Origin of the sequence: Gluconobacter potus (genome assembly GCF_015244705.1) — a bacterium.
GTDB lineage: Bacteria > Pseudomonadota > Alphaproteobacteria > Acetobacterales > Acetobacteraceae > Gluconobacter > Gluconobacter potus.
Genome location: NZ_JABCQF010000017.1, coordinates 1 through 26095, shown reverse-complemented (window position 1 = coordinate 26095; position 26095 = coordinate 1). Strand labels below are relative to the sequence as shown.

General features: G+C 53.6%; 26 protein-coding genes, 4 pseudogenes and 1 other annotated feature. Of the genes and pseudogenes, 16 read left to right on the top strand and 14 right to left on the bottom strand.

Features of this window, described 5'->3' with window-relative positions:
- Positions 1-23: 23 nt before the first annotated feature.
- Positions 24-1001 (top strand): annotated as a pseudogene (locus HKD31_RS14535) (IS5 family transposase); the annotation flags it as partial.
- A gap of 212 nt (positions 1002-1213) precedes the next feature.
- On the opposite strand, the gene HKD31_RS14530 reads toward HKD31_RS14535, so the two are convergent.
- Positions 1214-2854, bottom strand: a complete 1641-nt coding sequence (locus HKD31_RS14530; RefSeq protein WP_194265663.1) for an NAD-dependent malic enzyme — start codon at positions 2852-2854, stop codon at positions 1214-1216.
- A 106-nt stretch (positions 2855-2960) separates the two neighbouring features.
- On the opposite strand from HKD31_RS14530, the gene HKD31_RS14525 reads away from it, so the two are divergent.
- Entirely contained in the window at positions 2961-3872 is a 912-nt protein-coding gene (locus HKD31_RS14525; protein WP_194265664.1) for a LysR family transcriptional regulator, read from the top strand.
- Positions 3873-3949: 77 nt separating this feature from the next.
- Here HKD31_RS14525 and HKD31_RS14520 read toward each other — a convergent pair whose 3' ends face one another.
- A complete protein-coding gene (locus HKD31_RS14520) occupies positions 3950-4840 on the bottom strand; it encodes a LysR family transcriptional regulator (RefSeq protein WP_194265665.1) in 891 nt (296 codons plus the stop codon).
- Between the two features lie 104 nt (positions 4841-4944).
- Here HKD31_RS14520 and HKD31_RS14515 point away from each other — a divergent pair, with 104 nt between their 5' ends.
- The 5 genes from HKD31_RS14515 (at position 4945) to HKD31_RS14495 (ending at position 11028) form a co-directional block, all read left to right on the top strand.
- Entirely contained in the window at positions 4945-6630 is a 1686-nt protein-coding gene (locus HKD31_RS14515) for an alpha-keto acid decarboxylase family protein (protein WP_194265666.1), read from the top strand.
- 182 nt (positions 6631-6812) lie between these two features.
- The gene (locus HKD31_RS14510; protein ID WP_228120856.1) at positions 6813-7352 is read left to right on the top strand and encodes a sorbitol dehydrogenase family protein; all 540 of its coding nucleotides are present in this window, start codon (positions 6813-6815) and stop codon (positions 7350-7352) included.
- A gap of 23 nt (positions 7353-7375) precedes the next feature.
- Positions 7376-9019, top strand: coding sequence for a GMC family oxidoreductase (locus HKD31_RS14505; RefSeq protein ID WP_194265668.1), 1644 nt, complete (start codon positions 7376-7378; stop codon positions 9017-9019).
- 4 nt (positions 9020-9023) lie between these two features.
- A complete protein-coding gene (locus HKD31_RS14500) occupies positions 9024-10451 on the top strand; it encodes a cytochrome c (RefSeq protein ID WP_194265669.1) in 1428 nt (475 codons plus the stop codon).
- Between the two features lie 19 nt (positions 10452-10470).
- Positions 10471-11028, top strand: coding sequence for a lipocalin-like domain-containing protein (locus HKD31_RS14495; RefSeq protein WP_228120854.1), 558 nt, complete (start codon positions 10471-10473; stop codon positions 11026-11028).
- A gap of 265 nt (positions 11029-11293) precedes the next feature.
- On the opposite strand, the pseudogene HKD31_RS14490 reads toward HKD31_RS14495, so the two are convergent.
- The 3 genes and pseudogenes from HKD31_RS14490 to HKD31_RS14480 all read right to left on the bottom strand — a co-directional run.
- A pseudogene (locus HKD31_RS14490) lies at positions 11294-11413 on the bottom strand (IS5/IS1182 family transposase); the annotation flags it as partial.
- Positions 11414-11467: 54 nt separating this feature from the next.
- Positions 11468-12654, bottom strand: a protein-coding gene (locus HKD31_RS14485; protein ID WP_194266174.1) for an IS3 family transposase whose coding sequence is annotated in 2 segments (ribosomal slippage) — positions 11468-12384 and positions 12384-12654 — 1188 coding nt in all. Because the reading frame shifts where the segments join, the coding sequence is not laid out codon by codon here.
- A 236-nt stretch (positions 12655-12890) separates the two neighbouring features.
- Positions 12891-13940 carry a replication protein RepA gene (locus tag HKD31_RS14480; RefSeq protein ID WP_194265619.1) on the bottom strand — a complete coding sequence of 350 codons (1050 nt, stop codon included), beginning with the start codon at positions 13938-13940 and terminating at the stop codon, positions 12891-12893.
- A 441-nt stretch (positions 13941-14381) separates the two neighbouring features.
- Here HKD31_RS14480 and HKD31_RS14475 point away from each other — a divergent pair, with 441 nt between their 5' ends.
- Both HKD31_RS14475 and HKD31_RS14470 read left to right on the top strand, forming a co-directional pair.
- The gene (locus HKD31_RS14475) at positions 14382-14657 is read left to right on the top strand and encodes a type II toxin-antitoxin system RelB/DinJ family antitoxin (protein WP_194265620.1); all 276 of its coding nucleotides are present in this window, start codon (positions 14382-14384) and stop codon (positions 14655-14657) included.
- Complete coding sequence (locus tag HKD31_RS14470; RefSeq protein WP_194265621.1) at positions 14650-14967, top strand: type II toxin-antitoxin system RelE family toxin; 318 nt, start codon at positions 14650-14652, stop codon at positions 14965-14967. Before HKD31_RS14475 ends, HKD31_RS14470 begins: the two co-directional genes overlap by 8 nt.
- 162 nt (positions 14968-15129) lie before the next feature.
- Here the strand turns inward: HKD31_RS14470 and HKD31_RS14465 are convergent, their stop codons facing one another.
- The 4 genes from HKD31_RS14465 to scpB form a co-directional block, all read right to left on the bottom strand.
- Entirely contained in the window at positions 15130-15909 is a 780-nt protein-coding gene (locus HKD31_RS14465; protein ID WP_194265622.1) for a segregation and condensation protein A, read from the bottom strand.
- Positions 15902-16687: a hypothetical protein gene (locus HKD31_RS14460; RefSeq protein ID WP_194265623.1), complete on the bottom strand. Its 786-nt coding sequence runs from the start codon at positions 16685-16687 to the stop codon at positions 15902-15904. Before HKD31_RS14460 ends, HKD31_RS14465 begins: the two co-directional genes overlap by 8 nt.
- A gap of 3 nt (positions 16688-16690) precedes the next feature.
- Positions 16691-17689: a site-specific integrase gene (locus HKD31_RS14455; protein WP_194265624.1), complete on the bottom strand. Its 999-nt coding sequence runs from the start codon at positions 17687-17689 to the stop codon at positions 16691-16693.
- Between the two features lie 150 nt (positions 17690-17839).
- Positions 17840-18364 (bottom strand): SMC-Scp complex subunit ScpB, encoded by a 525-nt coding sequence (gene scpB / locus HKD31_RS14450; protein WP_228120852.1) that lies wholly within the window; start codon positions 18362-18364, stop codon positions 17840-17842.
- 137 nt (positions 18365-18501) lie between these two features.
- Between scpB and HKD31_RS14445 the strand changes: the two genes are divergently transcribed.
- The 3 genes from HKD31_RS14445 to vapC all read left to right on the top strand — a co-directional run bounded on the left by HKD31_RS14445 (position 18502) and on the right by vapC (position 19787).
- Positions 18502-18963, top strand: a complete 462-nt coding sequence (locus HKD31_RS14445) for a hypothetical protein (protein WP_062105728.1) — start codon at positions 18502-18504, stop codon at positions 18961-18963.
- Positions 18964-19158: 195 nt separating this feature from the next.
- Positions 19159-19383: a type II toxin-antitoxin system VapB family antitoxin gene (vapB, locus tag HKD31_RS14440; RefSeq protein ID WP_062105732.1), complete on the top strand. Its 225-nt coding sequence runs from the start codon at positions 19159-19161 to the stop codon at positions 19381-19383.
- Positions 19383-19787 carry a type II toxin-antitoxin system tRNA(fMet)-specific endonuclease VapC gene (gene vapC, locus HKD31_RS14435; protein ID WP_081107024.1) on the top strand — a complete coding sequence of 135 codons (405 nt, stop codon included), beginning with the start codon at positions 19383-19385 and terminating at the stop codon, positions 19785-19787. Before vapB ends, vapC begins: the two co-directional genes overlap by 1 nt.
- A gap of 47 nt (positions 19788-19834) precedes the next feature.
- On the opposite strand, the pseudogene HKD31_RS14430 reads toward vapC, so the two are convergent.
- Both HKD31_RS14430 and HKD31_RS14425 read right to left on the bottom strand, forming a co-directional pair.
- A pseudogene (locus HKD31_RS14430) lies at positions 19835-19953 on the bottom strand (IS3 family transposase); the annotation flags it as partial.
- A gap of 195 nt (positions 19954-20148) precedes the next feature.
- Positions 20149-21285 carry an IS5 family transposase gene (locus HKD31_RS14425; protein WP_194265629.1) on the bottom strand — a complete coding sequence of 379 codons (1137 nt, stop codon included), beginning with the start codon at positions 21283-21285 and terminating at the stop codon, positions 20149-20151.
- Positions 21286-21529: 244 nt separating this feature from the next.
- Here HKD31_RS14425 and HKD31_RS14415 point away from each other — a divergent pair, with 244 nt between their 5' ends.
- Positions 21530-22054: an EamA family transporter gene (locus HKD31_RS14415; protein WP_194265626.1), complete on the top strand. Its 525-nt coding sequence runs from the start codon at positions 21530-21532 to the stop codon at positions 22052-22054.
- Positions 22055-22093: 39 nt separating this feature from the next.
- On the opposite strand, the gene HKD31_RS14410 is transcribed toward HKD31_RS14415, so the two are convergent.
- Positions 22094-22309 (bottom strand): hypervirulence associated TUDOR domain-containing protein, encoded by a 216-nt coding sequence (locus tag HKD31_RS14410; RefSeq protein ID WP_194265627.1) that lies wholly within the window; start codon positions 22307-22309, stop codon positions 22094-22096.
- Between HKD31_RS14410 and HKD31_RS14405 the strand changes: the two genes are divergently transcribed.
- Entirely contained in the window at positions 22278-22922 is a 645-nt protein-coding gene (locus HKD31_RS14405; RefSeq protein ID WP_338085590.1) for a DUF488 domain-containing protein, read from the top strand. The genes HKD31_RS14410 and HKD31_RS14405 overlap by 32 nt on opposite strands.
- An 11-nt stretch (positions 22923-22933) precedes the next feature.
- Here the strand turns inward: HKD31_RS14405 and HKD31_RS14400 are convergent, their stop codons facing one another.
- Together HKD31_RS14400 and HKD31_RS14395 are read right to left on the bottom strand one after the other, a co-directional pair.
- On the bottom strand, positions 22934-23542 hold the full coding sequence (locus HKD31_RS14400; protein WP_194265628.1) for a TetR/AcrR family transcriptional regulator: 609 nt from the start codon (positions 23540-23542) through the stop codon (positions 22934-22936).
- Between the two features lie 169 nt (positions 23543-23711).
- Positions 23712-24921 (bottom strand): annotated as a pseudogene (locus tag HKD31_RS14395) (IS3 family transposase).
- Positions 24528-24643, bottom strand: a sequence feature (AL1L pseudoknot). Its footprint overlaps the pseudogene before it by 116 nt.
- 65 nt (positions 24922-24986) lie before the next feature.
- On the opposite strand from HKD31_RS14395, the gene HKD31_RS14390 reads away from it, so the two are divergent.
- Both HKD31_RS14390 and HKD31_RS14385 read left to right on the top strand, forming a co-directional pair.
- Entirely contained in the window at positions 24987-25946 is a 960-nt protein-coding gene (locus HKD31_RS14390) for an aldehyde dehydrogenase family protein (RefSeq protein WP_228120846.1), read from the top strand.
- A gap of 32 nt (positions 25947-25978) precedes the next feature.
- Positions 25979-26095 (top strand): transposase (locus tag HKD31_RS14385; RefSeq protein WP_228120858.1); only part of this gene is annotated, 117 nt, incomplete at its 3' end.

The following is a 26095-nucleotide window of genomic DNA, read 5'->3' as shown; positions in this document are numbered from 1 at the left end:
ATACAAAAAAGGGGGCACGTCAATTTCGTCCTGATCTGGATACAGCGCTGGCCTATGCAGACGGCAGTAAAGGCGGTCGTCCGCCGTTTGATCCGGTGCTGATGTTCAAAATCCTGGTCATCCAGACGCTGAACAATCTGTCCGATGAACGGACGGAATACCTGATCAATGACCGTCTCTCCTTCATGCGCTTTTTAGGCCTGGGGCTGTCGGAGCGTGTGCCTGATGCCAAAACCATCTGGCTGTTCAGGGAGCGTCTGACCCAGGCGGGAGCAATTGATGTTTTGTTTAACCGCTTTGATACGACCCTGCGTAATGCTGGTTATCTGCCGATGTCAGGCCAGATCCTGGATGCCACGCTGGTAGCGGCTCCGAAGCAGCGCAATACCAACGATGAAAAGACTGATCTGCGGGAAGGACGGATCCCACAGGATTGGCAGGATAAACCGGCAAAGCTGTCCCACAAGGACAGGCATGCACGATGGACGCTGAAGTTCACGAAGCCGAAGCGGCAGGATGATGGAACCATGCCATCCAGCGATCTGGCTATCCCATTCTTTGGCTACAAGTCCCATGTCTCCATCGACCGGAAGTTTCGGTTCATCCGGAAATGGAAGACGACGGACGCCGCCGCCAGTGATGGTGCGCGATTAAGAGAGGGGCTGCTGGATAAAACCAATACGGCCTCAAGCGTCTGGGCAGACACGGCCTATCGCTCCAAAGCCAACGAAGACTTCATGGCAAAGCAGGGCTTTGTCTCGAAGGTTCACAGGACGAAGCCGCATCTCAAACCTATGCCACTCCATATCCAGCGGTCCAATGCAGGAAAGTCCGTGATCCGATCCCGCGTCGAGCATGTCTTTGCCGATCAGAAATCGCAGACGGGACTGTTCGTCCGAACTGTCGGTATCACCCGGGCCACCATGAGGATCGGCCTTGCCAACATTGTCTATAATATGCGCCGCTTCCTCTTCCTCGAGAGGTTGAACGCAAGCGCGTAGCCATCCCACTGGCGATGGGCCGGGATCTGCTCAAAACGCAGAGCGAAAGTCACCCCGGAAACCCTCAATCAAATCGCCAAAAGCCTGAAATCGCTAGCCAAGCGCATCAACCAACGGTTCTTCGATCCCTCCAATCGCCAATGCCGTCCTCAAAACCGGCCTGCCATGGCGCATTCGCTCCGCCGCTTAAACACAGTTGCTAGAGGTAGACTCTACTGCCCATTCGCCGATGTGTATTCCGGACGGTAGAGCTTGGACTCAATCCAGTCCACGATGTCTTCGGGTTCAGGGACCTGAGCCAGGCCCGACTTGAAGATTTGACGCGCGATTTTGATGGCCGTGTTGATCTCCACACGTAAGACATCTTTTTGCGGCGGAAAAAGCAGACCGTGGGCACGTTGTTCTGCTGTGACTTGTTCGGCGGTTGCCTTGGCCGCCTCGAGAAAGACCTCGTCGGTGATGCGTCGTGCCTGTGTTGCCCAGACAGCCAGTGCCACGGCGGGGAAGATGTAAAAATTATTGGCCTGGCCGGGGGTTAGCGTCTTGCCATTCAAAGTAACATCATCGAACTGGACACCAGCAGCGAAGAGCGCTCGGCCGTCGGTCCAGCGATAGGCCTGTTCGGCAGTGCATTCCGCCTTGTCGGTGGGATTGGAAAGCGCGAAAATAACGGGCTTGTCGTTGATGCTTGCCATGGTGCGGACGACTTCTTCGGTGAAGCCACCCGCGTTGGTACTGACGCCGATCAGGACAGTGGGCTTAATAGATTTGACGGCTTCTGCAAGATCTTTTGTCGCTGCATGGGAGTGAGCGAACACTTTTTGCGAAGGATTAAGATCCTGCCGCGAAGGTTCGATCAGTCCGTTGATATCCATCATGGAAATGCGGGCGCGGGCATCAGTTTCAGAAAGGCCTTCGTCCTGTAGCGCACTCACGATCATATTCGCGATGCCGATCCCAGCAGAACCTGCGCCGTAGAACAGGATACGTTGTTCTTTCAGCGCCTCACCCTTGATCGATAAGGCTGTGTCGAGGCCCGCGATCGTAATGGCCGCAGTCCCCTGAATGTCGTCATTATAGCAAAGGATCTTGTCACGGTATCGCGCCAGTAGGCGGATAGCATCGTCTCCTTTCCAGTCTTCAAAATGCAGGCAGCAATGAGGATAAAGCTCTTGAATGGCTGCGACGAGTTCATCAACGAATGCGTCGAGTTCGTCTGACGATGGGGGTGCCTGCCGCAAACCGAGATAGAGTGGATCGTCAATCAATTTCTGATTGGTCGTACCGATATCCAGCAACATCGGCATCAGGCCCTGAGGTGGGATGGCGGCGCAGGCTGTATAGAGTTGCAGCTTGCCCACCGGAATGCCCATGCCGTTGGCGCCAATATCTCCGAGCCCGAGAATACGACCGCCGGAACTGACGCAAATGAAGCGCACATCTTTTTCGGGCCAGTTGGCGAGAATCTCTTTCACATGCCCTTTGTGACGCAACGAAAGATACAGGCCTTGTGGTCTCTCAAAGAGACGATTGTACTGAAGGCAGGCATCAGCGATCGTCGGATCGTAAACAATCGGAAGAAAGCGTTTCGGATCGGACATCACAACCTTGAAGAACAGTGTTTCGTTACGCTGTGACAAGCCGTTCAGATGCAAGAAGCGCTCGAGATCGTTGCTCTTGCTGTCCAGCTGCCACAGGACGCGCTCCATCTGCCGATCAAGAGTTTCGACGGCGTCAGGTAGGAGGCCGAGCGTACCATTCTTGTGCCGCTCCTCATTCGTGAAGGCGGTTTCGCGGTTGTGAACCGCATCCAGAAGGGGAGGGAGTGAAGATGCAGTGCGATCGGACGTCATGTCTGTCTCCATTCATTGATGAACAGACAATGGATGTGCGTTGATGGTGCTGGTAGTCGCATAAAAGGCATTGTATCTGTGTATAAAATGCAAAGATGGCCCCTCAATGCACGATGACGCCGGTGACCTGAGATTTTTCGTACTCCTCGTTGAAGCGGGAAATCTGACTGCCGTCGCACGTCATCTCAACGTTTCGGCAGGAGCTTCCAGTCGAAGACTGGCTCGGATGGAGGAGCGGCTTGGCGTACGGCTGGTCACAAGGACATCAAGACGCTTCGACCTGACGGACGAGGGACAGACGTTTTATGAGCGTGCTGCAGAGATCATGACTGATATTGAAGCAGCCGAAGCCGAGATCTCCGCCAATCAAAAAGAGCTTCGTGGTGTTCTGAGGATTGGAGCACCACTTGAACTGGGACGTCGCCGTTTGGCTGATTTTGTCAGCGAATTCGCCGATCGTTTCCCGAAGCTGCGCGTCCATCTTCTTCTGTCGGATGAAGGGCTGGATGTTGTTAATAGTCGCCTTGACCTGGCCATTCGGATTGGCATGCCGAATGAAACGGGGGTTGTTGCGACAAAAATCATGAGCAGTGAACGAGTCATCTGCGCTGCTCCAGCCTATCTTAAGAAATTTGGCATGCCTGCCACTCCTGCCGAATTAAATCGGCATCGCTGTATTTGCCTGATGCGTGGGCATGAGCTGGGAATGCTCGACCGATGGCGGCTGTCTCGTGAAGGAGAAGATCAGGTCGTTGAGGTAACGCCGCATCTATCGACGACGAGCGGCGAAGTGGTGCATGATTGGGCACTCAAGGGTAAAGGCATCGTGTTCAAAGTCTTGTGGGACGTCGGCGACGACCTGCAATGCGGCAGGTTGGTCCGTCTTTTACCGGAGTACCAAGGGGAGACGATCGGATTGTTTGCAACGATGCCAAGTCGACGTAACGTGCCTCTGCGCGTTCGAACTTTTCTCGACAATTTAAGAGATTTTCTGGCGCATCGACCGTCATGGCATTAGTGAAAATAATTAATATGTATGATCGGATTTTTGTAATTATTAATAGAAATTACGGATAATATACTCAATATTATATTCTAATTATTGCTTCCTATAGCCAGAAGAATTTGATGGAAATTGGCGCTTGGTCCAGTCAATTCCGTTTCAAGGGTGGCAAGCGAGATGCTGGCTCGAGGTGAGGGGCCGGAGATGGGATGGAATGTTGCGCCATCAGCATGAATTTGTCGTAGGTAAGCCGGAACGACTGCTACACCCAGTCCCGCCGCAACCATTGGAATTGTTGCGGTGATCTGAGGGGCTGCTTGTCCGAAACGCGGAGTAAAGCCGCCTTGTTGACAGGCTGAGATAATAGCATCGTAGAAACCGGGGCCGAGTGAGCGATCAAAAATAAGAAATGGTTCTTTGGCGACGTCGATTAATTTGAGCGTGTGGCGCTTGGAAAGTGGATGGCCTTTTGGAATGGCGATCAGGGTTGGTTCATCAAAGAGAGGATGGAGTACGATTTCCGGATCTGGCGCTGGCGGGCGTACAATGGCGAGATCGACCCGGCGCTCTCGTAAAGCCTCACAGAGAGCGGGAGTGTTACTCTCTTCGAGTGTGATTACAATATCGGGCCACTGCTCTCGAAATGCTCGTATGGCTTTAGGTATTAGAGGTAACAGCGCGACGGCTCCAGCCATCCCTATTCTAAGACGCCCTTGTTCGCCAAGAGATAATCCTTTGGCCAGAAGGTGAAATTGATGTTCAAGGCGCAGAATTGTCTGGGCTTTTTCAAAAAGCTGCTCCCCAAAATCCGTCAAGACAGCTCCACGTCTAGACCGGATAAAGAGTTGCACTCCTAGCTCTGTTTCTAGGGATTTAATCTGCTGGCTGAGAGGGGGCTGCTCGATATGGAGCACCTCTGCGGCTTTTGTGAAGCTGCCATGCTCTGCGATGGCCACGAAATAGCGTAGATGGCGAAGATCCATGTATCCATATGATATACATATGACAATCAGTCAAAATATATATTGGACGTTTAAAAGAGGGGCATCCATCTTGGGGGAAGAATTTTTATTGGAGATACTGAGTTATGGCTTTCACTGTTGGGCATTATCTCGCTGAACGGCTGACACAAATCGGTCTGAAGCATCATTTTGCTGTTGCTGGTGACTATAATCTGATTCTGCTTGATCAACTGATTGAGCATGGCGGTATGAAGCAGATCTATGACTGCAATGAGTTGAATTGCAGCTTCGCGGCGGAAGGTTATGCGCGCGAAAATGGTGCTGCTGCTGCTGTGGTGACGTTTAGTGTCGGTGCAATTTCAGCAATGAATGGCCTGGGTGGGGCTTATGCTGAAAATCTTCCCGTCATTCTGATTTCTGGTGCGCCGAACTCTAATGATCATGGGTCGGGCCATGTCCTGCACCACACGATCGGCACGACAGATTATAATTATCAAATGGAGATGGTGAAGCACGTTACGTGTGCGGCTGAGAGCATCACCTCGGCAGACACTGCACCTGCAAAAATCGATCACGTCATTCGGACCGCACTGCGCGAAAAAAAGCCCGCTTATTTAGAAATTGCTTGTAACGTTGCGAGCCAGCCTTGTGTGCGCCCAGGTCCGGTTTCGTCGCTTCTGTCTCACCTGAAGGCAGACGAAGTCAGCCTCAAAGCTGCGCTCGAAGAAAGTCTCGCGTTTCTTGAAAAAGCCCAGAATGTTGTCATTCTTGTCGGGAGCAAGCTGCGCTCTTGTGAGGCGCTGACTGAAACAGTGGCTCTTGCAGACAAGCTCGGTTGTGCCGTGACTGTTATGGCTGCGGCCAAGAGCTTCTTCTCTGAGGCGCATCCGGGTTTCCGCGGAGTTTATTGGGGGGAGGTCAGCAGCCCTGGCGTTGAAGATGTCATCAAGAGCGCTGACGCTGTTATCACTCTGGCCCCGGTCTGGAATGATTATTCGACTGTCGGTTGGCGGGATTCCGTGCGTGGAGAGCATGTGCTTGAAGTGGACCCGGGTCGTGTCACGGTGAGCGGTAAGACTTTTGAAGGTTTCCGTTTGAAGGAATTTGTGGCTGCTCTGACAGAGCGGGTGTCCAGTAAGCCTGCCTCTCTGGTGAAGCCGTATACTCCCGTTGCGTTGCCAGTTGCTGACGCTGCCAAGCCGCTCACTAATGATGAGATGACCCGTCAGATCAATGCGTTGGTCGATGGAAACACGACGTTATACGCCGAGACTGGTGATTCCTGGTTCAATGCAACGCGTATGCATCTGCCTGAGGGTGCCAAAGTTGAGTCGGAAATGCAGTGGGGACATATCGGTTGGTCTGTGCCGTCCATTTTCGGTAATGCCCTGGCTGCTCCTGAGCGTCAGCATGTTCTGATGGTTGGTGATGGCTCGTTCCAGCTGACGGCACAGGAAGTGGCGCAAATGGTTCGCTATGAACTGCCGGTTATCATCTTCCTCATCAATAATTTTGGTTACGTCATTGAGATCAAAATTCATGATGGCCCCTATAATTATATCCAGAACTGGGACTATGCCGCTCTGATGCAGGTCTTCAACCAGGGTGTTCCGGGCGTAGAAAGTGGTAAATACGGACTGGGCCTGCACGCTACGACAGGTGAAGAACTGGCTGATGCCATTGAAAAGGCAAAGAAAAATACTCGTGGACCAACATTGATCGAATGTAAGCTTGATCAGACAGATTGCACCGAAACGCTCGTGCAGTGGGGCAAATTTGTTGCAGCAGCCAATTCCCGTAAGCCTGCCTGAAAATAAGTAATTTTATTCGTGCATGTGCCTTCTTTTAAAAACAGGAAGGTACATGCACAAACATGTCTAGGAGAATAAATAACAGATCGTTTTAAAATAAAAATTTATGACGAAAAATACAAGAATGGGAGTATATATTATATTTAGTTAAGAAATTCTATTTTGTGAAGTGAGTGTTTCTTATGCACATATCACGCTCTACCAGCCCTCGGATCGGAAGGCGCGGGTTGCTTTTGGGTATGTCGTCTCTCAGTGCCCTCTTTTGTGTTCAAACATCTCGCGCTGCGCCATTGCGTGGTGGAATGTTGCGTTCCGGAATGCTGCATCAGAAGTTCATGTCGGTCTCATCTCTTTTGGTGCCGCATAAGCTCAATGAAACTATCGGAATGAGAACAGCAGATGCAATGATCGCGACTGTTCCTGATTTTCCTGAACATTTAGAGCAGCTAGCATCGTTCATTGAGGCTAAAAAGCCCGCTGATGTTGAAGAGCTTATGGAAGCTTTAGCAGATGTTTCTTTGAAAAATGCCGCTCAAAGCATCATTGAATCTTGGTATACTGGTGCAGTTCAGGGGGTATCCACTATTTCCGTCATTTCTTATGAAGAGGCTTTGATGTTCAAAGTCACGTCTGATGTGATGACGATACCCTCTTATGCTATTTCTGGGCCCAATGGCTGGACGGCGGACGCTCCGCCTCTTTCTCAACTTCCGATTTTTTGAAGCTGATATAGGAGCGCGCTGAAATGGTAAATGAGACAAAATATGACGTCGTTGTCGTCGGAACAGGCGTTGTTGGGTGTTTGATCGCCGAACAAGCTCTAGATGCTGGTTTGTCAGTGCTTATGTTGGAGGCTGGGCCCAGGGTTGATCGACAGACCATCGTAGAAAATTTTCGAAACCTTCCTCCGTCGTTGCGACATCACTGGGATGCGCCATTTCCTCCGCCACCATGGGCACCAGTTCTCGAAACACGCACGCCTGGCGAAGAAAATGCTTATCTGGATCTGACAGGGCCTAATGCCACGGCTTACCAGCAAGGTTATGTTCGGTATGCTGGCGGAGCGACGTGGCACTGGGCTGGCATTTGTTGGCGAATGACCCCTGACGATATGAAATTAAAAAGCCTCTATGGAGTTGGGCGCGATTGGGCTTTTGATTATGAGACTTTAGAGCCGTATTATGCTCGTGCAGAATATGCTCTAGGCGTTTGCGGTCCAACGGATGCCGCATTGCAATGGCCTCCCAAAACGCCTCGTTCCCGGCCTTATCCCATGGGTCCGTTACCTTTGGGGCCAGGAGAGCAGCGCTTCACCGATGTTATGGCACCACTCGGCCTGCAAAATTTGCCTGCACCGCAGGCGCGCAATAGTGGTGTTAGTTATGATGGACGTCCTGCGTGCTGTGGCAATAATAACTGTTTTCCGGTCTGCCCTATTGCTGCAAAATATGACGCAGCCACGGCACTGCCACGCATTGAGGCCAAAGGCGGAAAGCTTTTAACCAATGCTGTTGCCTATCGCATTGAAGCGGATGACCGTCATAAAATACAGGCTGTCCATTATTATGACCCTCATCGCACATCACATCGCGTAACAGGGCGTGCTTTCGTCATTGCCTGTAATGGCATTGAGACCCCCAAACTTCTGCTCTTGTCCAAAGATGATCGCCATCCAAATGGAATTGCCAACAGTTCCGATCAGGTAGGGCGTAACATGATGGATCAGCCGAAGTTGAAAGCGACTGTTGAAATGAGCGAGCCGCTTTGGACTGGGGTTGGACCTGTACAGGGCAGTAGCATTCTGAACACCAGTCAGGGCGACTTCCGTAGCGAATATGCTGGAGCCATGTTCCGTATGGAAAATATGGCCCGAGGCTCGATTGGTGCAGCAGAAGCGTTAAAAAAAGGTCTGTACGGACGTGCCCTCGATCAGGAAATTCGCCGCCTGTCTGCTTGTACCGGGCTGTTGGTTGTGGAGCATGAGCCTCTTCCGTCTTCCATTAATCGTCTGACGCTGTCGGATAAAAAAGACTGGTTAGGCCTTAATCGCCCGCGGATTTATTATGATGTTGGCGATTATGTGCGGCGTAGTGCGGAACAATATACTATTCCGACACTTAAAAAGATGGCAGCGGCTTTAGGGGCGACAAAGTTCGATCTGAATCCTGAGTTCTTGCATAGTGATCACATCATGGGAGGCTGCATTATGGGAAAAGACCCATCAGACTCAGTTGTCGATGTTGATTGCCGTTCTCACGATCATGAGAATCTCTTTCTTCCTGGCGGGGCAGCAATGACAACCGGCGGGAGTGGAAATAGCACGATTACAATGGCAGCGCTTGCTTTGAAGGCTGCCGATGCAATTGTGGCACAATTCAAGACGGCTTGATCTCATGATACAGCGATCCTTTTTCTACACAGTTACAGTCTGTTATTTTGCTGCCATTGCTCTTTCTGCGACACATCCAGCAAAGGCTGATCCACTTGGAAACCCACAGCGTGGTCAGTATCTGGCAGTTGCTTCAGACTGCGTAGCCTGTCATACGGCGCCCCATGGACAGCCTTTCGCGGGTGGGTTGGCCATGCATACCCCCTTGGGAGTTATGTATTCGACAAACATCACTCCGTCTCTTTCAGCAGGTATTGGTCACTATTCGTTAGAAGATTTCGACAAAGCTGTTCGGCGTGGCGTCAGAAAAGATGGTGCCAACCTGTACCCAGCAATGCCGTACACAGCTTATTCCTATCTGACGGATCAGGACATTGCTGATTTATATGCTTACTTCCAGAAGGAGGTTGCTCCGGTAGATAAAAAAGGACCGGTTACAGCGCTGCCATTTCCGATGAATATCCGGTTCTCCATGTCTTTTTGGAACATGTTGTTCCTGAATGGAAAACCCTATCAGGGTGATGCGACAAAGTCGGCAGAGTGGAACAGGGGAGCTTACCTGGTACAGGGGGCGACGCATTGTGGAACCTGCCATACACATCGTGGGTTCCTGATGCAGGAAGATCTGGCGCACCCGCTGTCGGGAGCCAGTCTTGGAACATGGTACGCACCAAACATTACCCCTGACACAGTCAGTGGTATTGGGAGTTGGAGTGATCAGGATCTTACGGAATATCTCCGCACGGGACGCCTGCATGGCAAAGCACAGGCCGGAGGCGGAATGGGTGAGGCTGTTGAACACAGTTTCTCTCATATGTCTTCTGGTGACCTGAATGCCATTAGCGTTTATTTGCGCAGTTTAAAGCCGGTCAGTGATCCGAATGATCACGCTTCGTCCAGATTTCAGCAAGGCCATGACCTAAATCCGTCAGTCGAGCTGCGGGGGGTAACCCCGATTCTAGATCATAACGACAACACCGCCAGTGGAGCGGCTCTCTTTATGGGGAACTGCGCCTCGTGTCATGGGGCCAGTGCTCAGGGAAGTAAAGATGGTTATTATCCATCCCTCTGGCATAATTCGGTGACAGGGGCGTCTCGTGGCGACAACCTCATTTCAACAATTCTGTATGGTGTCTCTCGATCGGTAGAGGGGCGCCAAGCCTTCATGCCAGGTTTCGGCGGAAAATCGGGAGATGCTGTACAACTGGACGATAGTCAGATCGCCAGGTTGAGCAATTTTGTTTTCAAAACATATGGTCGACCAGACGTTCAGGTCACACCACAGGATGTTGCGCTTATCAGAAAGGGTGGGCCTGCCTCTCCATTATTGCTGTTGTCCCGAGTTGGCATGGCGGCGGGAGCAATACTGGTTCTGATACTGTGTGCCGTAGTGTTCGTCATAAGACGTCACAAAACAATAAATGTTGTTTAAAAATAGAAAGGATATGAGTATGTTTGAAAAAGTACGTAAGTACACAAAAGTTATGCTGATTATGTTTTTTGCGGGATCTGTGTCTATGTCTTCATTGTCATCTGTCCATGCTCAGGAAGTATCAATTCCGGAACTTCCAAAGCAGGTTGATCCAGACTTGAAAAAGAACATAGTCGGGGTTTGGGAGCTGGTTTCTTATAAGGTTCAGGATAAAGAAACCGGGAAGTTGATTGACGCTATGGGCGCCCATCCGCGTGGCCGCGTCATCTTCACCCCTGACGGTTGGGTTGCGTTTAATCTTGAAGGGAGTGATCGTCAGCCTGCAAAAAATGACGCAGATCGCGCGCATCTCATGAAGACACTCGTTGCCTATATTGGCCGCTATCGTGTGGAAGGTAACCAGTGGGTTACAAGTGTACAGACAGCATGGGCGCCAGAATGGGTTGGAACAGAGCAGCGTCGTAATATCGTCGTGAAAGGGAATGAAGCTGATGTTCTGACGCCTTGGCGGATTATGCCTAATTGGGATAACGGAAAAATGTCCCGCAGTATTATCCGTTTCAAACGGGTCAATTAATCCGGAAAAGCCGGCGACCGTGCTCTACACTCTTAAAAAAGGAGCGAGCACCTGGAGGGTTCGAAAAACCCTCTGGTTTTGAGTCTGTCTCTGTGATTCCATTTCTCTTGCATTGATTGATGGAATGGAAGATGGAGGGATCGAAGAACCGTTGGTTGATGCGCTTGGCTAGCGATTTCAGGCTTTTGGCGATTTGATTGAGGGTTTCCGGGGTGACTTTCGCTCTGCGTTTTGAGCAGATCCCGGCCCATCGCCAGTGGGATGGCTACGCGCTTGCGTTCAACCTCTCGAGGAAGAGGAAGCGGCGCATATTATAGACAATGTTGGCAAGGCCGATCCTCATGGTGGCCCGGGTGATACCGACAGTTCGGACGAACAGTGAGGTGGTCCCGTCCGTTCGGACAGTTTTGCGGGCTTGATAAGCTATACCCGGTTGTCGTTATGCCGCCCTTCTGACAGCGTTGCTGTTGGCCATCTGGTCCGGGGTTAACCCCGGACCAGATGATGTCGGCACGTCATGATACGCCTCATCGGGCGTACGTCCAGCCAGCGCCATATGCGGACGCCTTTCGTTATAATGGGCGATCCATCTGCCAAGCCCGGCCCTCAGCTCTGATCCGGTCTCGAACGCGTGCAGGTAGACGCATTCATATTTCAGCGACCGCCACAGACGCTCGATAAACACGTTGTCCAGCCAGCGACCGCGCCCATCCATGCTGATGCGGATCTGACGCTCTTCCAGTATCCCGCTGAAACGGGGTGTCGTAAATTGCGACCCCTGGTCAGTATTGAAAATGTCCGGGGCGCCATAGCGCATGAGGGCATCCTGTAGCGCCTCGATACAGAACTCCACGTCCATCGTGTTCGACAGACGCCAGGACAGGACCTTGCGCGTGAACCAGTCCATGATCGCCACGAGATAGAGAAATCCCCGTTTCATGGGAATATATGTGATATCGGAACACCAGACCTGGTCAGGCCGATTGATGACCAGATCCCGCAGCAGATATGGATATTTCCGATGCTCCGGATGAGGCACGGTCGTGCGCGGCTTCTGGTAGATCGCCCGCAGGCCCATGATCGCCATGATCCGCCGGACCCGCTTGCGGCCCACTTCATGTCCCAGGCGGCGCAGATGCCATGTCATCTGCCGTGAGCCATAATAGGGCGTTTCCAGGAACTGGGCGTCGATCAGCCGCATCAGCTCCAGATTGGCCTCGCTCTGTGGCACAGGCCGATAGTAAACGCCCGACCGGTTGAGTTGCAGCAGCGTGCATTGCCGGATTATCGGCAGGCATGCTCTCTTCGGGTCAATCATCTGCCGCCTCTGATCACGCCCAACCGAGCAGAGGCATCCCGCAAAAAATCCCGTTCCACCAGCAACTGGCCGATCTTGGCGTGCAGTTTCTCTACATCAGCAGGGCTGACTGAAGGTTCCGTTACTGACTTACCAGAAAAAAGGCTTGCCATGCCTTCGATCGCCTGGCGCTTCCATTGGGCGATCATCGTCTGATGCACGCCATGTTTCGAAGCCAGTTCCGCCAGCGTCAGTTCCCCACGGATCGCCTCCAGCGCAACCCGTGACTTGAACTCTGCCGCATACCGTTTCCGCGTAACCTTACCCATAAAACCCGTCCTCGTTCAGGCCAGATGATAGCTTATCGCCCTGTCCGAAAAATGGGGACCACCTCTTAATGACTTCTATGTCGGAAACTGCGCAGCAAGGGTTTCACGACAAGCTAAGCGTATAGCTGCTCCTGTCTATGTATCAGTTCCCCCAAGGGCTTGCCCCTTTTCCGATATCTCGAAAAAAGTTCTCTCCTAAGGTCATCGGTGAAGTAATTTTCCTAGCTCTGAAGAGGTTAGGCTTTCAATGGTACCGGTGGAGGAGAAGGTTTTAGGGTGATGCCTCGTTCAGAAATATCGACGCGTGAATTAGGATAAGCAGCATGAGCGATTGAGAAGGGCTCTAGAAACTCCCGTTTGAATGTTCTCAACAACTTGTATTGATGACCAAAACTTTTCCAAAGTGATGGCCAACTGACGAAGGTATCAGATTGCAAAACATGAAGCCTGAAGGCCAACCAAAGGTACGCATCAATTGCTTGTGGTGATGTCTGAATATCTTTGATGGCCTCTCTGTCGATTCTTACAGGATGCTTCTTGAGCTCATTAAAGTAGGCTTCAGACAGAACAATACGCTCAATCCATCTCGTCTTGCTTTTTGATCTAGGATCTACCTTTCCCGAATACTTATACGCTTCTACAATCCGTTCATTGACTATAACGCCCGCATCATCTTTACCAAAACGGAAGGTGATAGTGCAGTTCACAAGGCGCTCTAATTGTTCCCTAAGCCGGTTATTTGTTGGGCCTCCGCGGCCTAAGCCCATTCGGTTCGCGAGCTCAGCGGGGGATTTCCCGATATAAATTTCTCTAGAATTTGTTTCTATCGAACGGCTTTGCCAGTCGATAAGCAGTAGTCTTGCTATAGTCCCGAAGGGAACGCCGAGCTGCTCCTCGCCTTCTTCTTCAATGCGAATTCCCGGACGAATGACTAGATCAGCAAAATCACCGCGGATACGCCAGTCGGTACCCAAAGGAATGTCGCGATGGGGCAAACCTGTTAACGACCAAGCTGAATACGAATGTCCTGGCGCTACCCTTCCTTCAGCTTCACGGACAACGGCAGATAGAGCTGTATCGGCTATTCTACGACCAGACCTGCCTGCTAAGGCGTCCAATAGGGAAAGTTGAGGGTCAAGGCTTTCCTCTCGGGCAAGAACTGCGCTCTCAGCCGATCTGACAGTTTCTTCTGGCCCATGGTCAAGAACAAGGTCGTGGAGCTTTTTTGTCTTCAATGCCTCGTCCTGCAACTGCGCGTATGAGTTCGATGCGAAGGACTGAAACATGCAAATCTAGAACGCGCAATGTGAACCTTGCCTCATCCACAGGTTTTGCTTTGAAGTCAGGGAGATGTGAACCTTGCCTACGGAGCAATATATAAGATTCTTATTGAGGATATAGATTGGTTGGCAAGGTTCACATTAACAACTTTTGCAACCTGCTGTTTTAAAAGCATTTTCCTAAAGATGATTTTCTCCCCCTGAGGCAACATTCACATCTTTAGAAAGTTGTTTAAGCCCGTGGCAAGGTTCACATCTTTTCTTATCCCCAAGCTGCGGCAAGGTTCACATCTCGTAAGGATGGGTAGGAATCGGGCGCAGGCAAGGTTCACATCCTGGGCATATTGCGTGGCAAGGTTCACATCTCCTTGCTCTTCTTGAATTTCATTTGAAATACATTTGCATATACGATATGTGTTGATCGAAAGTATGAGGAAGGATCCAGACATGTCGACAATCGATGCTGCCGTAAGTTTTCGTTGCGACAAACAGCTGAAGGCGGACACGCAAGAAGCACTCGATGGACTGCACGTTAAGCTGTCCGACGTATTGCGCGACACCATGCAGTACATCGCAGAGAACAAACGCCTTCCTGTTTCGCGGCGGGTCATCAGCGATGAAGACGCGGACCTTCTGGATATTGTCCGGCGAAGGGCTGCCAAGCCTCGCAAGGCAAGTGGCGCAATGACGCTCGCTGAACTTGCTGCTCGTCACGATGACTGATCTCAACGCTGAGCTTGGAAAGAAGATTTATAAGATTAAGTTTGACGACGAAGCACTGGAAGAGTGGGATTCGCTCGACGGAAGTATTCGTAAGAAGTTTCTAAATAAGTTGAGGAATCTGGAGAAGAACCCATATTCTCCATCTAACGCACTTCATGGCCCCTTAACCGGATATTATAAAATAAAACTAAGGTCTGATGGTTACCGGCTCGTCTACTCTATTGAAGAGGATAAAATCATAATCTTTGTAATTTCGGTAGGAAAACGCGAAGATAACGAAGTATATATTTCCGCGAGCAACAGGGTATAGTCATCGCTAATACTGGATAGGTCATACAGAATCGGTGTCGAATTTCGACCGAATAGTCTTTCTCTTTAGCGCAGTTTTACATGTTATCGTTTTTAAGTCCTCCGGGACAGGGACCCGGATTATAAATTCTATTTGTAGATCCCGATTTGACCCATATCGTGCTCAACAACGGTTTATGCTGGGCTTCGCGTTGACGACCTTAAGTTTTTCGCCGCAAGTTAGCTGCTGAAGCACCAGCTCTCCGTTCCTTGCCAACTCCAAAACTGCCGCAAGATGAACAGCCCACGCGGCCTTGCGGTGTGTTAAGCTTTGAGGGGTTTCCGTGGGAGAGAGACTCATCACGCCCTCGATGAGGTCCCACGCGCTCTCCGAATGTTCGCAAAGCTTCTGCTGCCACCACGCGACGGCGTCTTGAACGGATAGACGGGGCAGAGCTGAGGGAAGAAAAATGCTTTCTTCAGGCATCAGCTGCGCCCGCCGACGGGAAACAGACAAAAGCGCGTCAAGCAGATCCCGGGTGAGGATGAGAGATGCTGTCTCAGCGACAGAAAGCGAGGGGACCACACTCCCGCGTCCGAAAACGTCGTCTCCCAGGACGGGGCGGCGTTCAAGAATCTCAACAGCCCTCTGAAGCGTGTCTTTCCGAAGCAGAACCCGCTGGATGTGCTCGGCGGCTGAGCGCGCTGCGCTGTGGTCAGCCGCGTCGCTCCGGAGCAGCAGAGCGGAGCGCATCTGCACCAGGGTCGCGGCCAGCACCAGCTCGTCTGCGGTCTGTTCGAGAGGACGGTCTCTCAAGCCGTCCTCCACACAGGCTAAAAACCGGTCGATCAGCTCGGTTAGCGGAAGCGTCCGAAGATCTACGGCGTGACGGCGGACAGCCTGCAGCAGCGCTTCCAGCGGGCCCTGCCATGCTCCAGCCTCCAGAAGTGCTCCCTCAGACATCGTAAAGCGGGCGGACGGAAAAAATGAGGTCGGGCCAATGGGTCGCAATTTCCTGAAGAGCCGCCCAGGGCGTCCAGTCCGCCGACCAGAAAGAAACACTCCAGCGGTTGGTGCCCTTTTTCGGATGCCCGTCCATGACTTCGACCTGCTGCAGTGGCCGAGAGGTTCCCCAGTGTTCCCAGAGCCAGCTCTGTGTCGTGGGGGAAGCGGGGCCGAGGGCAAGAAGATCCAGAGGCATGGGGCAGAGGGCGTTGAGGTCAAACGGGACGGAGCTCGATCCGGCTTCCTGAGCGAGAAGACCCCTCTGGCTCTGGACAATTTGGTCGATTAATGCGGTCGTTCGGGCATCCTGGGTAAGAAAGTTCCGGCCCAGATCTTCGGGATCGCTGACATCTGGCCCCCACGGTAGGTGGCCGGTACCAGCCGCTTCCGCCCGGAACCGGCCTAGCACAGCTTCTGGGCCAGTGACGGTCAGGACATGCGCTAACCAGTCCGGCTGGGGATTGAAAAGGGGCGGAGCGGGATAGGGCTCCGGCTCTGCAAGCTCTGACCCCGAGATTGGAAACACCGTGCCGCTCGCCGGTGGCCTGGGGGCATGACGGGGAAGAGTCGGACGGGTGAGAAGACGAAACCCGGCATCTTGTTCCTCATACTCCGTCAGGGTCTGCTCACTGTAGCTGTGGGTAATCGGCCGCGCTTCGAGCTCAAGCCGATAAGCTTCCAGGCGTGCGACCGTGGCATCAACATCTGCGATGATTTCAGCAGTAGTTTGGGGCACGGCTTACAAATCCAGAAGATGCGCAGGAGAGTCCAGGTCCAGGCGGGCCCGACGGACATAGCGGCGCATGCTGCGCAGGTCGCGATGACGGGTGTGGGCCATGATCTGCTCGTCCCGCGCATTGGCCCGGAAGGCCTCGGTAACGAAGCCGGCGCGCAGCCCATGCGGGCTGAGGCGTTCTCCGGAGGCAATCTTGAGCCCGGCCACCCTGGCACGACGTAGCAGGATCTGCCGAACGGCATCCGGATGCAGGGCATCGCGTCCGACCTGCTCCCAGCGGTTGATCGACCGGAAGAGGGGACCGTCCGTAATCTCGGCTTTCTTCAGCCAGCGTTCCAGAGCCAGAACCGGGCAGGTTTCGCGATGCTTGCCACGGGGGAGAAATACCTCTTCGCCCCGCTGTTCTGGGTCGGTTTTGCTGCGGGTGATATGGAGCTTCAGGCCGGTGCCGATGATCCGGACGGTCTCTGTTGTGAGGGCGACCAGCTCTGAACGCCGCAGCGCACCGGAAAAGCCAATGAGCAGAAGAGCCCGGTCGCGCAGATCCGGCAGCGTTTCGACGGTTTTGCCCTGTTCGGGAGCAACGAGTTTGCGAAGTTCCTGCGAGGTCAGGGCGGCGGCCTGTTTCTGAGGTGTGCCATACAGACGTCCTGCCGCACGCAGGGTGGTGCGAATGGCAGCGTGGCCAGAACTCCACTCCAGTCCCCGCATGCGATGCTGATAGCCAATGGCCGCCAGTCGGCGGTTGAGGGCCGAGCGGCTGAAATGGGGCGCCAGACTGTGCAGCCAGGCCGCAACGACGGGAGGGGCGGCCGGAAGCGGGGACGTGTCGTGTTCGTCGCACCAGTGACAGAAGGCCTGCCAGTCATGGGCATAGGCTCGGAGGGTTTCAGGGGCATAGGCCGCGGTCCGGGCACTGTCTTTTGCTGCGTCGAGAGCACTCTGCAGAGCAGGGGAGGGTGCTTCGGCAAGACGCACTGCGGGATCTGTCGGGACTGTCATGCCGGTGATCTTCCCTCTGAAATATCCAATGAGTCTGCTGTGAGACAGCAATTAAGGCAACCCTGATCTAACACGCGGTAAGAGAACATTACCACGTGTTAGAACGACCGAAAACAGTCCTAGAAACCCGTAGAACGAGCCCAAAAGGGTTTAGAGTGGGCCTCTCAGGCCTTCGAGCAGCGGATCTAGTTCCGCCAAGGATCGCAGGCCATAGGTCACGAGGAAGGCTTCGGTCGTGGCCCAGAGCTGAGGCTGGCCGGGCACCGGCTTGCGGCCGACACTACGAATGAGGCCTTTCTCCTGCAGTAGGGCCAGGGTCTTCTGGGGCAGGGCGGCATCCCGGAAGCTTTCGATCTCGGGCCGGGTGACCGGCTGACGCGCAGCAATCAGCAGCAACACCTCGAGCACGGCGCGGGGCAGGCGTTCGGGGGGCCTCTCCAGTACACTTCTCAGGGCCTCTGCGAGATCGGGAGCGGTGCGGAACATCCACCCGTCTCCGACCGCGACGAGTTCAAACCCCAGCCCCTTGGTACGCCTCGCCACCTCGCTCAGGATCTGGGCGATCTCCACGTCCTCTCCCAAGACACGTACCAGTGTCGTCCGGGACACAGGACCGCTGCTCTGGAAGAAAAGGGCTTCGGTCAGACGGACGGGATCGGGGGAGGGAGACGTCATGGTCAAGAGCATAAGGCCGCTTCGGTGTCGTCGGCCAGAGTTCGGAACGCACTGTCAGTGGAGTTGATCCGCGACCTCGGGGATCAGGACCTGCAGGAGGTCTCTATCGAACTATGATTGTGTGATAGGACACGGGAATGCCGATCCGACCGGAACTAAAAGCGCTTTACCCTCCCAACTGGCCTGAACTGAGCCGGCAGGTGCGGTTCGAGCGGGCAGGGGGTGTCTGTCAGCGCTGCGGCCGGCCGCATGGATATCATCTTCAGGTCCTGCCGGGTGGTCGATGGAAGCATCCGGAAACAGGACACTGGTTCAATGGCCGGGGCAGGCGGGTGTCCCCTCCCGACCTGATTGAGCATCTGCAGATGCGACAGACGAAAGTGGTACTGGCAGCGGCTCATCTGAATCACGACCCCACCAGCAACCGGTGGCGCAATCTGCGTGCGCTCTGTCAGCGCTGCCATCTGCTGCACGACCGGATGTATCACCTGGCGCAACGCCGTCTGACGTTGCGACGGCGTCTGGCCCTCGGGGATCTGTTCGAAGGGCCCTATCGGATTGGAATGAATCTTAAGGAGTATGAAACATACTATGGTTAATCTTCTTCGGGAGAAGAGGGGCAGGTCTGATCTCGGCGGAAAAAGATAAAAAGCCGTCGTCTATTTTGATGTTCGTTATGGACGTTGGTTTCAGGGGTAGGGACGGAAAATAGTCGAATTTAAAGCTGAACGAATTTTGTTGGTATCAGATCAATTTATGGATATACGTTCAGTATATCCCATATGGAGGATGCCATGCTTGCCCGCACAACTCTCTTTCTTTCCAACCGTTCTCAGGCTGTACGGCTTCCCAAGGCTGTTGCCTTTGACCTTAGTCTGAAGGACGTCGTGATCATTCCCGATGGCGTACGACGCATTATTGCGCCCGCGCATGCCGCATGGGATGATTTTTTTTCGTCCTCCGGCACTGAGTTACCTGAACGCAATCAACCCGCAATGCAGGAACGCGAAAGCTTTTGATGCTACGTTATCTGCTCGATACAAATTTTTGTATCCGCGTCTTGCGTGACCGTCCAAAGGGCTTACGCGAGCGTTTCAACGATAACGCCGAGGCCCTCTGTATTTCAGATGTTGTGCTTTACGAACTCCTCTATGGGGCGGAAAAATCTCAAAATCCGGCAAAAATCCGACGTGAGGTAGAGCATTTTGCTGCGCGTTTGTCTGTTTTGCCATTTGACGATGATGCGGCAGCACATACAGCAGAAATTAGGGCTGATCTGGAAGCCCATGGATGTGTTATCGGACCATACGACTTAATGATTGCGGGGCATGCCCGGAGCAAAGGACTGGTCGTTATAACCGGAAATATACGGGAATTTACTCGGGTAAATGGATTACGTTCTGAAGATTGGACGCCGGATTGACGGGAGAAAGTAGCCGCCATGGCCTCGATGGCCTGGCGCTTCCACTAGGCAATCATCGTCTGATGCACACCATACTTCGACGCCAATTCGAAAATCGTCTGCTCGCCTCCAATGCAACACGCGCCTTGAACTCGGCCGAATACCTCTTCCATGTAAGCTTGCTCATAAACCTGTCCTTTCTCAGGACGGTCTATAGCTTACGCCTCTGTCCGAAAACGGAGACCACCTGGAGGGATCGAAGAACCGTTGGTTGATGCGCTTGGCTCGTGGTTTCAGGGTTTTGGCGATTTGATTGACGGTTTTTGGGGTAGCTTTTGATCTGCGTTTTGAGCAGATCGGGGACTGCCCTCCCGCTGAATGACTACGCGCTCGCGTTCAACCTTTCGAGGAAGAGGAAGCGGCGCATGTTGTAGACGATATTGGCCAGCCCGATCCTCATGGTGGCCCGTATGATACCGACAGTTCGGATGAATAGACCCATTTGCGATTTCTGATCGGCAAAGACGTGCTCGACGCGGGAGCGGATCACCGACTTCCCTGCATTCGATTTCTGGATATGCCGGGGCATCGGCTTGAGCTGCGGTTTTTTGCGATGAACCTTTGAGACAAAGCCCTGCTTTTCCATGAAGTCTTCATTGGCTTTGGAGCGATACGCCGTGTCTCCCTCCGCCATTATCCCATCAATGCTCCGCATCGACGGGAGCCTGAATGGCTCCGCCCAGACGCTTGAGGCCGTGTTGGTTTTATCCAGCAGCCCCTCTCTCAATCGCGCACCATCATTGGCGGCGGCATGCGTTGTTTTCCATTTCCGGATGAACCGGTATTTCCGATCGATAGAAATGTGCGATTTATAGCCAAAGAACGGGATGGCGAGGTCACTGGATGGCATGGTTCCATCATCCTGCCGCTTTGCCTTCGTGAACTTCAGCGTCCATCGCGCATGACGGTCCTTGTGCGACAGCTTTGCCGGTTTGTCCTGCCAGTTCTGTGGGATCCGTCCCTCCCGAAGATCCGCTTTTTCTGCGTTGGAGTTCCGCTGCTTTGGAGCCGCCACCAGTGTGGCATCCAGGATCTGGCCTGACATCGGCAGATAACCAGCGCTGCGCAGGATTGTATCAAAGCGATTGAACAGACCCTCGATCGCTCCCGCCTGGGTCAGGCATTCACGAAACAGCCAGACCGTTTTGGCATCAGGCACACGGTCCGACAGCCCCAAGCCAAGGAAACGCATAAAGGAGAGGCGGTCGTTGATCAGATATTCTGTCCGCTCATCAGACAGATTGTTGAGCGTCTGGATCACCAGAATTTTGAACATCAGCACCGGATCAAATGGCGGTCGTCCGCCTTTACTGCCATCTGAATAGGCTAAAGCCTGCCCCAGATCAGGGCGGAACACCTCAAAATCCACAGTCCGGGAAAATGCTTCGAGCTGATCACCCAGCCCGCTCAGCCGGGCAAGCCTCTCTTCAACGTCAAAAAATCCCGCCTGCTTCATGATCCATACCCCAATCAACTCGGGGAAAATGGAATCACAAAGGCACCCTCAAAACCAGAGGGTTTTTCGAACCCTCCAGGTATCTGCTGCTGGGCGGCGTCCTGTTTGTTGGAACCGAGCTCTCCTTTTCGCTGTCCATCGGATATGCCGCGAACAATCATCAGGCCATTGAAGTCAGCATGATCAATTACCTGTGGCCGACTTTTACCATGATAGCATCCATCCTGCTGAAAGGACGACGTGCCACATGGCTGATTTTCCCTGGTGTACTTGTTTCAGCGGCGGTGTGTTCCGGGTGCTTGGAGAAGGTCATGGGGTCGAACTGTCCGGGATATACAGGGATATTGTCTCCAATCCTCTGAGCTACGGACTGGCGCTTTCTTCTTCCATTCTCTGGACGATTTACTGCATGGTGGCCGCCGATATGGCACGTGGAAAGAGCTATGTTCCTGTATTCTTCGCCTTTGTGGCTGCTATCCTATGGGGCAAATTTCTGATCGGTGGAGGAAAAGCAGTTGTTCCGGATAGAGATGCTCTTCTGCATCTTCTAGGTGGGGCTGCGGCCATTGCGGCCGGGTATGGCGCGTGGACTATCGGGATTCAGCGTGGCAACATAACGTTGCTGGCCGGAGCATCCTATTTTATTCCCGTGCTATCGGCTTTCTTTGCGGCTTTTCTGCTTCATGCGCAACTGACCTCTGCTTTCTGGTCTGGAGCGGCGATGGTGTGCGCCGGATCTGTCCTATGCTGGCTCGCAACCCGTCGGACATGAGACAAACCTCAATTAAACCTTTTATGAAGTCGGACGTGCTCAGGCGAGTCTGGTCAGTGCCGCACCTTTGTGAAAGGCGATATGCCCTGTTTTCAGGCTTCTGATCTCATATTGAGGTTCCTGCGTCGTCGCATGATGCTGGTATCCGTTGACATCAAACGGAGTGGTATGAATGGCTGTGATGCGACCACTGACATAGCCCGCTTCCGAGTTCCATGACACCGTGTCTCCGATTTCGAAATGGTGTGAATTCATAAGGAATGATACCTTCGGACGTGATCAGAAAAAGGAGATTGTCATCAACACTCCGCATCCTTTTTACACTATTGGTCATTCAACGCACCCTCTGGCTGATTTCATCGCTCTCCTGCAGCACTATGGTGTGACGCAGATTGCCGATGTGAGGGCCTTTCCCTACTCAAGACGCAATCGGGAGTATGATGGAGAGCGTCTGGTCTCCGAGCTCGGTGCGCAGGGAATTGGCTATAGCCACATTCCTGAACTGGGGGGACGGCGTCCGCGTTCAGCAACCGTGCCAGTTGAAACCAACGCTTACTGGCGGGTGCAGAGTTTTCATAATTACGCTGATTACGCTCAGGGAGAAGATTTTCATCGCGGTCTTGAAAAGCTGATCGCATTGGGAGGCACGGCAACGGTTGCGCTGATGTGTGCGGAAGTTCTCTGGTGGCGCTGTCACAGGCGGATCATCACCGATTATCTTCTGATCAACCACATGACCGTCTGCCACATTCTCTCCATGACAAAGGCAGAGTCAGCTATCCTGACGCCAGCAGCCGTTGTGCAGAAAAACAACCGGATCGCCTATCCACTCACGCCTGATAACGGCTCTGAGAAGCCTGTAGAATAGTTCCTGCTCCATCAATTTTTCAGGCAAAGACCACCCAGTAACACATCCAGTGCGGCCCGCACCGGCTCCGGGCCAACCTTCTCTTCAAAAAGCTGACCACTGATGGCCAGCATGACCAGACCATGCACCTGCGCCCAGCTTGCCGCCGCCTGCGCAGTGAGGGCGACCGGTCGGAAACTGCCGTCCCGTTGCCCGTCTTCCAGAAGTTGGAGAAGAATCCGGAAGGTCTCCATGGCGGCGTCATGCAGATGTGGGTCCGCAGTCTTGTCAGCGTCCGAACTGAACATCAGGCGGTAAAGGCCGGGATTACGCACAGCAAACGCGATACAGGCCTCGGCCCCTGCGATGAATTTCTCGCGTATGGATCGCGCGGCCATGGCGATCGCGTCCTCCATGACCTCCTGAAGCTGCACAAAGCCGATCCAGGCCAGTTCGCGCAGCAACTCCTCCCGGTCCCGAAAATGCTTGTAGGGCGCGGCGTGGCTGACGCCGGTGCGGCGCGCTACCTCGCGCAAGGTAAAAGCCCAGTTCTGATCAGCCGCCAGCATGGCGAGCGCCGTGTCGATCAGGGCGCGGCGCAGGTCGCCGTGATGATAGGGGCGGTCCTTCGTTTCACTCATTCGTGGGGCCCATGTTTACGCAAGAAACTTTCGTTGACACCAGATTGTCGGGGTTCCTATCTTTCCCGCACAAGTTTCTTCTGTAAACATAGAGGGCGCAATGTCCGATACTGCTTCAGCACAGGTCACTGAATTGCCCCGGGTTTTGTGGAGACGTTTTTTATCTGATTTAAGCGGCTAATGCATGTGATTTCTGTTGTGCATAAAAGCGTGCCTCAGCTTCTGCTGGCGGGATGTTTCCAATGGAGGACAGGAGCCGCCGATTATTGAACCAGTCGACCCATTTAAGTGTTGCCAGTTCAACAGCTTCCCTGTTTTTCCATGGCCCCTGCCGATAGATGAGTTCGGTTTTGTAAAGTCCGTTAATGGTCTCTGCCAAGGCGTTATCATAGGAATCCCCAACACTGCCGACAGAAGCAACGAGCCCCGCTTCAGCCAGTCTTTGCGTGTAGCGAATGGACACATATTGACAGCCGCGGTCGGAATGGTGGGTCACTTTTCCCTCAGGCTGTCTCTGGCACAGAGCCTGCTCAAGGGCATCCAGTACGAAGTCGGTATGAGCCGTTGAGGAGACACGCCAACCCACAATAACCCGTGCAAAGACGTCAATGATGAAGGCCACATAAACAAAGCCCTGCCATGTGGAAACGTAAGTAAAATCCGAAACCCACAGTCTGTTGGGGGCAGGAGCATGAAACTGGCGCTGCACCAGATCCTGCGGACACGGACGTTGCGGATCAGGCCGTGTGGTTCTGACCCCCTTGCCACGAATGACGCCTTTCAGCCCCATCCGGCGCATCAGCCGCTCTACCGTGCAGCGGGCGACATCCAGGCCTTCACGTTTGAGCTGATGCCAGACCTTGCGCGCTCCATAGACGCAGAAATTATCATTCCACACTCTACGGATGTCATCGCACAGTTCTTTGTCTTTCTGGCTGCGCACACACGGATTTTTCTGTCTGGCAACAGTTGCATAATAGGCAGATGGTGCAATCGACAGAACCCTGCAGATTGACCCGACACCATATGTCTGCCGATGCTCTCAATGAAGCGTGTCATGGCTTGAAGATGCGGTCGAGCTCTCCTTCCGCAAAATATGCCGACGCCTTACGCAGGATTTCATTGGCCTGCCGCAATTCGCGGTTCTCTCGCTCCAGTTGCCTGATCTTCTCTCGATCAGGCAGGTCACTCACCGCAGGCGCATTGGCACGTTCATGCAGACGGGTCCATTTTGACAGCGTGTCAGGATGAATATCCAGCTTTGGCGCTATCATCATCACCGCGGACCAGCGTGATGGATGGTTCTTCTCTTCCTCCAGAACCATACGGGCTGCACGGTCACGAAATTCAGGCGGAAAACGCTTCGATTTGTTGCTCATGAATCCTTCTTACCTCTCGGGTCGTTCTGTCTCCACAAAACCCGGGGCAATTCATTGGCCGGATCATGAGCCGGGAGCAGGGCAAGCCGCTTGAGCAGGCTATTCTTGAGATCAAGGGCGCTGCCGGTGTCATCGAATATTTTGGTGAGGAAGGCCGCCGCCTGAATGACGTGCTCATTCCGCCGCGTGTGCGCCATGTAGAACAGCGCGTGTTGCACCGGCCTGTTGGCGTGGTGGCGGCGTTTACACCGTGGAACTTCCCCATCAACCAGATTGCCCGCAAACTGGGCGCGGCGCTGGGCGCGGGCTGCGCTGTAATTGTGAAGGCACCGGAAGACACCCCGGCATCCCCCGCTGAACTGCTGCGAGCGTTTCTGGATGCAGGCGTGCCGGAAGGGGCGGTCTTTCTGGTGTATGGGGACCCGGCTGAAATCTCGGAATATCTGATTGCGCACCCGGTGGTGCGGAAAATCTCCTTTACCGGCTCAACGCCGGTGGGCAAGCATCTGGCGTCTCTGGCTGGTGCGCAGATGAAGCCCGTCGCTATGGAACTGGGTGGCCACGCGCCGGTTATTGTCTGCGCGGATGCGGATCTGGATGTTGCGGCCGAGCGGCTTTCTGCTGCCAAATTCCGCAATGCCGGACAGGTGTGCATTGCGCCCACGCGCTTCCTGCTTGAAAAAAGCATTGCCCTGGCGTTTGTGGAAAAGTTCCAGGCCCGCATGAACAGCCTGAAAATTGGCCGTGGCGTGGATGATGGCGTGACCATGGGCCCGCTGGTCAACCCGCGCCGGGTGAAAGCCCTGGAAGGGTTGGTAGAAGATGCCCGCGCCAAAGGCGGCATCTGGCAGGCTGAAACGCCCCTGCCCAACGAGGGCTGCTTCTTCCCCCCCACGCTGGTGCTGGACCCCAACCTGTCCATGCGCGTGATGCAGGAAGAACTGTTTGGCCCGCTGGCCATTGTGTCTGAATTCACGGATCTGGCAGATACAGAGGTGGTCCCCATTTTTCGGACAGGGCGATAAGCTATCATCTGGCCTGAACGAGGACGGGTTTTATGGGCAAGGTTACGCGGAAACGGTATGCGGCAGAGTTCAAGTCACGGGTTGCGCTGGAGGCGATCCGTGGGGAACTGACGCTGGCGGAACTGGCTTCGAAACATGGCGTGCATCAG